The sequence below is a fragment of the uncultured Campylobacter sp. genome (assembly GCF_938018145.1).
Taxonomy (GTDB): Bacteria; Campylobacterota; Campylobacteria; order Campylobacterales; family Campylobacteraceae; genus Campylobacter_A.
In genome coordinates, this window is the sequence record NZ_CALIII010000227.1 from 1 (window position 1) to 9,758 (window position 9,758).

Below are 9,758 nucleotides of genomic sequence, written 5' to 3' on the forward strand. Positions count from 1 at the left end.
ACTGCAAACACAAGCTTGTAGGCTAAAAATTTACGTGAGCTAACGCTCTACATCTTCACAAAGCAAAATCCGCGTAAATTTACGCCGCAGCCTTTATTTGCCTGCCGTTAGCATCGTCTTTAGTATGCGTTTGCCTACTTCAACGCCCGGCTGATCGTAGGTGTTTATGCCTAGCATTATGCCCGTAGCCGACGTGAGAAGTTCGAAATAATAAATCAAAAATCCCGCGCTCGCCTCGTCTAGCCGCTCAAGCTCGATGACGTCTACACTGATGCCTTCTTGCACGAGCGCATGCATGGTGGCGCTACACTGGGCGTTGATTAGCTCGCCCAAATTTAGCCCGTTTACGAAGTCGCAGCCCTCAAGGCCGTTTAGGCTAATGCTCGGTATCGCCGTGTTTGCGTCCGCGGCGGCTACCTTGATGAAGCTTACCGTTTTATCCTTCACGCCGTCCATGATGAGCTGCAAAAAGCTGTGCTGATCGCGCGAGCCGATGAGTCCGACGGGCGTGAGTCCGTAGCGTTTGTAGCCTTTTTTCTTGCCCAGACTCTCCGCCCACAGCTGCACGTACCAGTCGTTAAACTCCAAAAACCTATCGCCGTAGCTAAATATCACGTTGATCTTGGCGTTTTTGTGCGTCGCGTAGTGGTAGGCTTTTTGTAGCAGCGTATCGTCGCCGTCCTCTAAAAATCGCCTTTTGCACGCCCGAGCACCCTCGAGCAGCGCCGCCGCGTCGTATCCGCATAGCATTAGCGGTACCAGACCGATCGCGCTAAGCACGCTAAATCTACCGCCGACGTTTTTTGGGATATTAAAAAATTTGACGCCGTTTTGCTTGGCGTAGGCCTCTAGCGGCGAGGCTGGATCGGTGATGACGATGAAATTTTGGCTCAAATTTGACGGCTTAAAGCGCTCCAAAATACACTTAAATAGTGTGATCGTCTCGATCGTGGTGCCTGATTTTGACGAGATGATAAAAAGCGTCTCGTCAAATTTGATGCTCTCGCAAACGCTCTCAAAGCTAAAGGCGTCGACGTTATCGAGAAAATAAAGCTCTCGCTCGCGGCTCCTTTTAGCGCCTGATAGCATCGTTTTTAGCGCCTTTACGCCAAGACTGCTACCACCGATGCCTACTAGCACGACGCTTTTTATGTGCGCGAGCGTCGCCTCATATTCGGCGATTTCGCTGAGCAAATTTGCGCCGATTTCTGGCAGGTGATAGTAGCCAATCTCGCCGCCTTTTAGTTCGTCGTTCATGCGTTTGGCGTAGGAGCCGATCGCACTTAGCGGCGTTTTTTCGAAAAACAGCTCATTTTTTAGCATTTTTGCCTAGCTCGTAGAAGAAATTAGTCGCCTGCACGAAGCCCTCGACGCTACCGCAGTCAAAGCGCTTGCCTTTAAATTTATACGCTAGCACCATGCCGTCTTTGGCCTGCTCTTTTAGCGCGTCGGTGATTTGCACTTCGCCGTTTTTGCCGGGCTTGGTGCGCTCTAGGATCGTGAAGATGTCAGGCGTCAGGATATAGCGGCCGATGACGGCTAGGTTGCTCGGAGCTTCTTTAGGGTCCGGTTTTTCTACCATGTCGCTAATCATGAGCAGATCGTCCTCGATCGCGCGACCCGTGACGATGCCGTAGTTTTTGCTTTGCTCGATCGGCACTTCCATGACGGCGACGATGCTGCAGCGGTACTTTTCGTAGATTTTTACCATTTGAGATAGCACGCCTTCGCCCTCTTCGTTAATGCAGAGGTCATCGGCCAGCACCACGCCAAAAGGCTCGTCTCGCACGAGAACTTTGCCCGTGTGGATGGCGTTGCCTAGGCCTCTCATGCTCTCTTGACGCGTGAATGAAAACGTGCAGCGCGCCATTAGTTCGCGGATATCGACGAGTAGGTGTTCTTTGTTCGTACCAGAGATCTGATGCTCTAGCTCGTAGCTGATATCAAAATAATCCTCCAGCGCGCGTTTGCCACGACCCGTGATAAATGCCATGTTTTTCATGCCGGCCTCTAGCGCCTCGTCCACGCCGTAGTGAATGAGCGGCTTGGTCAGGATCGGCAGCATCTCTTTTGGTAGCGATTTAGTCGCTGGCAAAAATCTCGTGCCGTAGCCCGCAGCCGGAAATAAACAAGTTTGTATCATAATTTTCCTTTTGATTTTTTAGGAGATTATAGCGAGTTTTGGCTAATTTGGAGTATTAAGGATGATTTGGCGATAAATTTGCGGCTTGCCTTTCAGTGGGGGGGGTAACGAAGTGAAATTACCAAAAGTCATCTTACGATACGTTGCCTTAATTCTTGATGTTCAAATTTGAAGTTAAAATTGCAAATTTTACTTGCCGAGATTTGCATCTCTATGGTGCTAATTTTATTTTCGTCAAATTTAACGTTACGTATTTGTAGCTTCTATCAAATTAAAGCTTTCCTCTTTTATTGGGAGAGGAAGGGGATTCTACTTACGGTCTGCTTGCAGCTACGAGCAAAGCGAAGTAGAGTGTCGCCTTCCTTTACTTCGCGCTTTGCGCTCGTAACTGTCCGAGACAGACCCTCTCCCAAACCCTCTCTAGCCCCACTGCACGTTTAAGGTGGCGACACTGCTTTGCTCGCGCAAAGCGTCGCAGATTTTGGAAATTTTGTTGGAATTAAATTTGCAAATTTATAGTTTTCAAGATGCGGGTCTGGGTGAGTAAAATTTAAAATAAAGCTAAAAGTAGGGCGCAAATTTACAAATTTAAAATGCGCCAAATTTAACTAGCAAATTTGACCGCCAAGCGGCGGCAAATTTATATTCCTTTAAACGCTGCTTTTGCGTTTTCTATGTCGTTTGTGTCAGGATGAGTCGCAGCTCTAGCCCATCTAGCTTCGCGCTCAGGAGTTACGGCGTAGCGCGGGTCGTTTGGCGCTGCTTCGCCCATTTTGCGTAGTTGCTCGATGACCTTTGGATCGATCGCGCCTTGGCAGTAAAACTCGCGTAAAATTTCATTTTCGCCCTCGCGTAGCACGACTTTTGCCTTTTCTAGGCAGTTCATCGCGTGCTCGTGCTCGGGATCCATGCCAAGCGTCATAAATACGCCCGTTTTTTTGCCCTTTATCTCGCGTAAAAAGCGTTTAAATTTAGGCTCCGCGTCGCCCTTATCGACGTAAAATCCAAGCGCGATAAAGTCGTAACCGTCCAAATTTAGGTGCAGATCCTCAGTAAATTTGACCGCCTCGCAGCCAAGCTCGTTTGCGATGGCAAGACCGACTTTCTCGGTATTTCCAGTCGCGCTCGTGTAGATAACTATTTTTTTCATTCAAAGTCCTTTTGTGAGATATTTGCTACTTCGGTGCCGATCGACATACCCCAAAATACGCCGTCCGTAGTGTAGTTTAAAAAGCCGTTTTCTATGTGCATATAGCCTTTGCTTTCGCATTTTTTGAAAAACTCCATTAGCGCACTAAAGGTCTCATCGCTAACTAGGCTTTTTACTTGCGCGAGGTCGATTTTTGGGTACATAAAGAGGCTTTTTAGCCGTCCCTCGGCACGCTGTTTGTCGTCTACTTTGTTTATCATACGCATTTTTTCTTTAGCGTTATAGATGTCGTAGTAGCCTAGCCTTCCGCCAGAGCCCCTACCTAACGGCAGTATATCGGCGCCCTCGTGGCTTAGGCGGATATACTGATAGCGGTCGCGGCCGATGCGGTTAAATTTAGTATGCTCTAGCACCTCGTAGTTGCCAGTACCTAGCAGCTTTTCAAAGAAAGCGTTGTGCAGCTTGTGCTCGTAGTTCACGTCGTAGTAGTCCTGCGAGACCGTCTTTGCGAGCTCTGATTTTTCAAAAAGCTGAAGCGAATAAAAGCTCGTGCTGTCGATCTCTAACTCGTCTACTAGGCGCGCGTCTTCTAGCACTTCGTCTATCGTTTGCTCAGGGTAGTTAAATATAATATCCGTGCAAACCATGCCGCTAAAATTTTGCCTGATCATTTTTAGGTGCTCTATCGCGCCTTTTTTATCGTGGACGCGGTTTAGCAGCTTGCGGCCTTTGTCCGAAAATGTCTGCACGCCGATACTAAAGCGGTTTACGCCTAGGCTTTCTAGCAGGCGCACTTTGCTTAAATTTAGATTGTGTAGCGTGGTTTCTAGACTAAATTCGCAGTCCTCGGCGATATTAAAATTTGAGCGCAGAGCCGTGATAACTGGCTCTAGGTGCTTTTCTTTTAGTATCGTAGGAGTTCCGCCGCCAAAATAGACGCTGCGGATATCTTTAGCTTGCAGATACGGAAATTTACCGTATTTTTCGATCTCGCCCAGCAGATACTGCGTGTAGCTATCTAGCTCGTCTTCTAGCTTCGTGCGGTTCATCGAGCAAAACGAGCAGATATTATCGCAAAAAGGTACGTGGATGTATATCACGCCGTCCTTTTGCGCGGGTAGCTCCTCGGTTAAAAATTTCTCCACCTCGGCGTTAGTCGCCATCTTTATCTTTTTAGGACGCGTTGGTCCGGCATGCCCTTTTTGCCTGGTTTCAAACATCTATTCCTCCGTTTTGAACTCGTAAGGTTTGGTAATTATACAATTCGAAATATTTTTTAACGCTTTAATTTCTAACTCCTTTGTTATTTTTACCGCTTCGTCGTTAAAAATTTTATTTTTCCCGCGAACGGCTATTATCTTTATCTCTCCGTCAAATTTAAAATCTACTTCGACTCTAAACGTCCCGTTTAGTCGCAGCATGAGCGCTTTTTTGGGATATTTGGCCTCGGGCTCGCGCGCCACGGTAAAGCCCACACCCTCTTTGCATGCGTTTTGCTCTTTTGCTTCGCCGCTATCTTGTACGGCGGTCTGCTTTGCGGGGGCTAAATTTGAGCTAGGCTGCGCGCTTTGCTCGGCGGGTAAAATTTGACTCGGTGCGGGTGCTGGTTCAAATTTAGGCTCCTCTTTTACCGCTTGCGCCGGCTTTGGCGAGATTTGCTTTTTTATTTTCGGTTTTGGCGGTTGCTTTTTCTCCTCCTTGGGTTTTATAGGTTCGCTCTCTACCGGCTTTGGTTCGGGCTGTAAAATTTCGGGCTTGAGCTCTGGCTCAGGCTCAAATTTGACCGGCTCGGGTTGCGTTTCTTGCGGCCATTCCATAGGTTTTTCTAGCGGCTCGGCGCTTTGAGGCGGCACATACTCTCTAGTCTCTTTGCTAGGCTCTTCTTGCGTCAAATTTAGCTTTATCTTTATCGTTTCTTGCGGTTTTGCGCTCTCTATCTGGCGCGAGTTTAACGGCAAAAAAAGCAGAGCTAAATTTAAGACGAGCGAGACTAGAAAGTAGCGCATTATTTGCTTAGCATCTCGTAAAATTTATCTACGGCTTCGCCTATGCGAGGCGTTCCTCTAAGTAGCATCGAGGAGGGCACGGTGAGCACTTTGCCGTTTTTTGCGGCGGTCGTTTTTTTAAGCACCGGATTTTGTTTTAGGAAATTTTCGCCATCGCCGCCCATACCGCCGATAACGACGATGAAGTCCGGATTTTGCGATAAGATAAACTCGGTCGAGACGATCGGAGTCGAGCCCTCTACGCTATCGGCGATGTTTTTTAGTCCTAGTTTGTTAAAGATATCGCCCGGCAGCGTCTTTGAGCTAAAGCCCGTAAGCGGCGTCGAGGAAAATACCGCTAGTATCTTTTTGCCCTTTACCTCGCTGTTTGCAAAAGAGTCGATTTTGGATTTTATCTCGTTTACGACTTCGCTCGCTTTTTGCTCTTTGCCCGTTACTTTGCCGATTTCTTCGATATTTTTGTAGATATCGCCGACGCTATCGGCTTTTAGCGTGAGGGTTTTTAGGTTAAATTTAGCAAGGCTCTCGTTTACGTTTGCCGAGTGAAAGCTGGTGATAACAAGATCAGGCTTTAGCTCGACGATCTGCTCGATATTTGGCTTCGTGTACGTGCCTACGCTTTTTAGCTTTACGGTTTGATCCTCCGGCCAAATTTTAGAAAACTGAAGCGTAGCGATGGCCGCTAGCTGATCCTGCGCGCCTAGCATATAGACTATCTCGACGACTGATGGGTCTAGTACGACTAGCTTTTTGGGCGCGTTTACACTTAAATTCGCCAAAAGACAACTGGCTGCAAGTAAAAGTGCGGCTATTTTTTTCATAGAAAATCCTTTCAAATTTGATTTGTAAATTTATCGCTTTACGGGCACTACGAACGGCATCCCGTCGTGCTCTAAAATTTCGCAGTCTAGTCCGTAAATTTCATATAAAATTTCTTTCGTATAAAGCTGCTTTGCCGTGCCTGCGTAGCGTATCTCGCCGTCTTTTAGCATCACGAGTTCGTCGCAAAACATAGCGGCTAAATTTAGATCGTGCAGCACGGCTACGGATAGTAAATTTAGCTCTCTAGTCAAATCCTCGCAGATCTTTAGCATCTGAACCCCATAGTTTAGATCTAGCGCGCTCGTAGGCTCGTCAAGAAGCAAAATTTTTGGCTCGCTAACTAGCGCTCTAGCTAGCAGCACTCGCTGAAATTCGCCGCCGCTTAGGGAGTGGGCGCTGCGTTTAGCAAACCGCTCTACGTCAAGCAGGCGCATGATCTCGTAGGTTTTGGCTACGTCGTTTGCGTCGTATCCGCTAAACTGGCTTTTTAGATGGCAAAAGCGCCCCGTTAGCACGATATCCTCGACCGTTAGCGGCATACTTAGAACCGTTTTTTGCGGGACGAAGCCTAAAATTTTAGCCAGCTCTTTTAGCGAATAATCCTCCAGCTTTTTGTTTTCTAGTGTGATCACGCCGCTATTTGGCGATAAAATTCTTAGGATATTTTTTAAAAGAGTGGATTTGCCGCAGCCGTTTGGGCCCAAAATGCCTACGAACCTACCGTTTTCAAGGCTCAAATTTACGTTTTTTAGTATCTCTTTTTTGCCGTAGCTAAAGCATAGTTTTTCTACTTTCACCTTATATGCTCCTGCTTGAGCGGATAGCTAAAAATAGAAAAAACGGAGCGCCGAAAAACGCCGTAACCACGCCGATAGGTACTTCAGTCGGGCTTAGGACGCTTTTGCCTATCGTGTCGCAGGCTAGCAGGAAAAACCCGCCCGCAAAGGCGCTAATGGGTATCAAAACGATGTTGCTCGAGGTTTTTAGTATCATGCGTAGCGTATGCGGGATGATGAGCCCCACAAAGCCTATCATGCCCGTAAACGCTACCGAAAACGCCACGGCTAAAGATGAAACGATGAGTAGGCGTTTTTTCATCTTTTCTACGTCCACGCCTAGGCTTTGAGCCTCTTCGTCGCCGCTTAGGATGACGTTTAGCTCAAAGCGCTTAAAGTAAAAATACGCCATAGATAGCACGAGAGGAACGCTGATGTAGGCGATCTTTTCCCAGTTTGCCGAGCCCACGTAGCCCATCATCCACGCTACTATCTTAAAGCTATCCTCGCCGATGAGGTAGGTCGCAAAGCTCGTAAACGCGCCCAAAAACGACGAAAACGCGATACCGATGATAAGAAGCGTGGCGATGGATTTGCCTTTTTTGGAGAGTTTAAAGATCAGTACCGAAAGTATCGCCGCGCTAAAAAATGCAAACACGCCGTAGTAAAAATCGGGAAGCTTTAAAAGATAGGCCGCCACGGCGCCAAAGGTCGCGGCGGAGGCGATGCCGATGATGTAGGGGTCTGCTAGCGGGTTTAAAAACACGCTTTGCACGACGACGCCCGAGCTTGCCAAAAGCATGCCGATTAAAAAGGCCATGATGACGCGCGGCAGGCGGATCTCGAGCAGGATAGTTTCCTTTATCTCGTCTATCTCGCCGCCGCTTGCAAATTTGATGATATCTTGCCACGAGATATCGGCTCCGCCAAGACTAAGCGAAAATATAAAAAGCAGCGCCGTAAGCGCCGCCAAAACCGCCGTAACTCCGTTTTTAGTAGGCATACTTAAACTCTACGTAGTAGTTTCTGTCGCGTGCGGGAACGTCTATGTCGATGTCATATTTTTTATCTAGCAAATTTTTCACGCCCGCCGCTATGGTAAAGCCCTTTAGTGGCCCGTAGCTAACGCCTAGATCGACCGTAGTTCTTCCGTTTACTTTTTTATACGAAGCCGTCTTGTGGCTAGAGCCGTATTTTATATCGGTCAAAATTTTAAATTTCCTAATCGGCTCGTAGTCTATACCTAATATAAATTTGCTCTTTTGCACGTAAGGGATCTCTTTGCCTTTGTCGGCGCCTGAGGAAATTTTAGCCTTTACGTAGGAGAAGGTTTGGCTAAGCCTTAGGCTATCTAGCAAGTACTGCTCCGCATAGAGCTCCGCGCCGTAGCGTCTAGTTTTGGTTAGGTTGTAGTATCTCCAGCCGTCGGTGATGCTTGGTCCCAGCGTTTGTCTGCCGATTTCGTCTTTGGTATCGGTTAAAAATAGCGTCGCGCTAATAAATTGACCCCAAACCAAATCTTTAACGCCAGTTTCGTAGGTCTGATAAACTTCCGATTTTAGATTATTTATACGGTATGTTGTGCGGTTTATCTTGTCTATTAGCTGCACCGGCGTAGGAGATATGAAGCCGCGTTCAAATCTAAAATATAAATTTCCGCTGTCGGAATATTTAAAATTCGGCGTTATCTCGTAAGCGTAGTTGTTGTTTTTTTTGTTTCCTCGCATAGGCATACCGGCTACTGGTAAAACGGAGTTGCCCATTATTCTTTTTTGATTACTAAAGATATCGTAGTCGGCATTTTCGTATCTAGCTCCGGCGCTAAGCGAGAAAACGTCGGTAAAATCGTGTGTCTCTAGAAAATAAAACGAGTGCGTTATCTTTTCTATATCGTAGATGTAGTTAAACTTCATAGGTCCGGTTGCAAAGTCTAAAAATCTATCGCCGGTGTTTTTTTGATAGTCGTAGCCACCGATAAAATTTCCGCTGCCGTATTTGTATTTGGTTTTGAAATTCGCTCCGTATTTTTTGTCGTTAAATTTAGAGTCGTCCAGCGTCGTTTCTATTTTTTGATAAAACGGTGTAACGCTGGCTTCTATTTTTTCGAAATTTACGCTGTAATCCCCACTAACGCCTACTCTTTTTAGCACGTTTGCAGAGTTTTCGCCCGCACCCGCACTTCTTCTGTTTTGCGCTAGCTGAGCCTTGGTCGGGCTTGGAGAGATGCTTTGTTTTTCTTTATAGTAGCTTGGATTTATCGAGATGCTTTGAAAATCCGAAATTTTATAGGTTATGCCTAGGCTTGCATATTTGCCGTTGATGTCGCCGCCGTATCTATACGTGTTTTCTTTAAAACCCTTTACGTTAGCCTTTAAAAACAGTCGCTCGGCTACGGTGCCACCTACGTTTAAATTTAAGTCTTTGTAGCCGTAGGAGCCAAGCTTGCTTGAGACTCCCGCGTAAAAATCCCTGGGTCTGGTCTTTGTTATAATGTTTATGACGCCGCCTCTAGTGCCGTTGCCGTAGAGCACGGCTCCACCGCCGGGGATTATTTCCACTCGCTCGATATCCTCGATAGGGATCAAATTTACCCGAACTGGATTTGGTGTGGAGTCAATCATATTCATTGCGCCTACGCCGTTAACCAGCACCTTGACGGCAATGTTTGATTGATTGCCCTGACCTCGCATGTCCACCGTAGTACCCGCACCCCAGTTTACAAAGCTAACTCCCGCGGCTTTATCTAAAATTTCCTCCAAATCGCGATATCCACGGTTTTTCACGTCCTCTTGAGTTATTACCGTCACGTTTCTGGCCTCGTCTTTTAGCGCGCTTTCAAAGCCAGTCGTGGTTATGACGGT

9 protein-coding genes are annotated in these 9,758 nt (G+C 47.0%); all 9 read right to left on the reverse strand.

Features of this window, described 5'->3' with window-relative positions; translation table 11 throughout:
* Positions 1 to 93: 93 nt before the first annotated feature.
* A complete protein-coding gene (locus Q0338_RS05145) occupies positions 94 to 1,323 on the reverse strand; it encodes a glucose-6-phosphate isomerase (protein WP_298085822.1) in 1,230 nt (409 codons plus the stop codon).
* Entirely contained in the window at positions 1,310 to 2,143 is an 834-nt protein-coding gene (gene galU / locus Q0338_RS05150; RefSeq protein WP_298085823.1) for a UTP--glucose-1-phosphate uridylyltransferase GalU, read from the reverse strand. The genes Q0338_RS05145 and galU overlap by 14 nt, the downstream gene beginning before the upstream one ends.
* Positions 2,144 to 2,783: 640 nt before the next feature.
* Positions 2,784 to 3,293, reverse strand: a complete 510-nt coding sequence (locus tag Q0338_RS05155; protein WP_298085824.1) for a flavodoxin family protein — start codon at positions 3,291 to 3,293, stop codon at positions 2,784 to 2,786.
* A complete protein-coding gene (locus Q0338_RS05160; RefSeq protein ID WP_298085825.1) occupies positions 3,290 to 4,513 on the reverse strand; it encodes a radical SAM protein in 1,224 nt (407 codons plus the stop codon). Before Q0338_RS05160 ends, Q0338_RS05155 begins: the two co-directional genes overlap by 4 nt.
* The gene (locus Q0338_RS05165) at positions 4,514 to 5,299 is read right to left on the reverse strand and encodes an energy transducer TonB (RefSeq protein ID WP_298085826.1); all 786 of its coding nucleotides are present in this window, start codon (positions 5,297 to 5,299) and stop codon (positions 4,514 to 4,516) included.
* Positions 5,299 to 6,120 (reverse strand): ABC transporter substrate-binding protein, encoded by an 822-nt coding sequence (locus Q0338_RS05170; protein WP_298085827.1) that lies wholly within the window; start codon positions 6,118 to 6,120, stop codon positions 5,299 to 5,301. The genes Q0338_RS05165 and Q0338_RS05170 overlap by 1 nt, the downstream gene beginning before the upstream one ends.
* A gap of 30 nt (positions 6,121 to 6,150) precedes the next feature.
* Positions 6,151 to 6,918: an ABC transporter ATP-binding protein gene (locus Q0338_RS05175; protein ID WP_298085828.1), complete on the reverse strand. Its 768-nt coding sequence runs from the start codon at positions 6,916 to 6,918 to the stop codon at positions 6,151 to 6,153.
* A gap of 1 nt (position 6,919) precedes the next feature.
* Positions 6,920 to 7,900: an iron ABC transporter permease gene (locus Q0338_RS05180; RefSeq protein ID WP_122862734.1), complete on the reverse strand. Its 981-nt coding sequence runs from the start codon at positions 7,898 to 7,900 to the stop codon at positions 6,920 to 6,922.
* A partial coding sequence (locus tag Q0338_RS05185) for a TonB-dependent receptor (RefSeq protein WP_298085829.1) occupies positions 7,890 to 9,758 on the reverse strand: 1,869 nt, incomplete at its 5' end. The genes Q0338_RS05180 and Q0338_RS05185, both read right to left, overlap by 11 nt.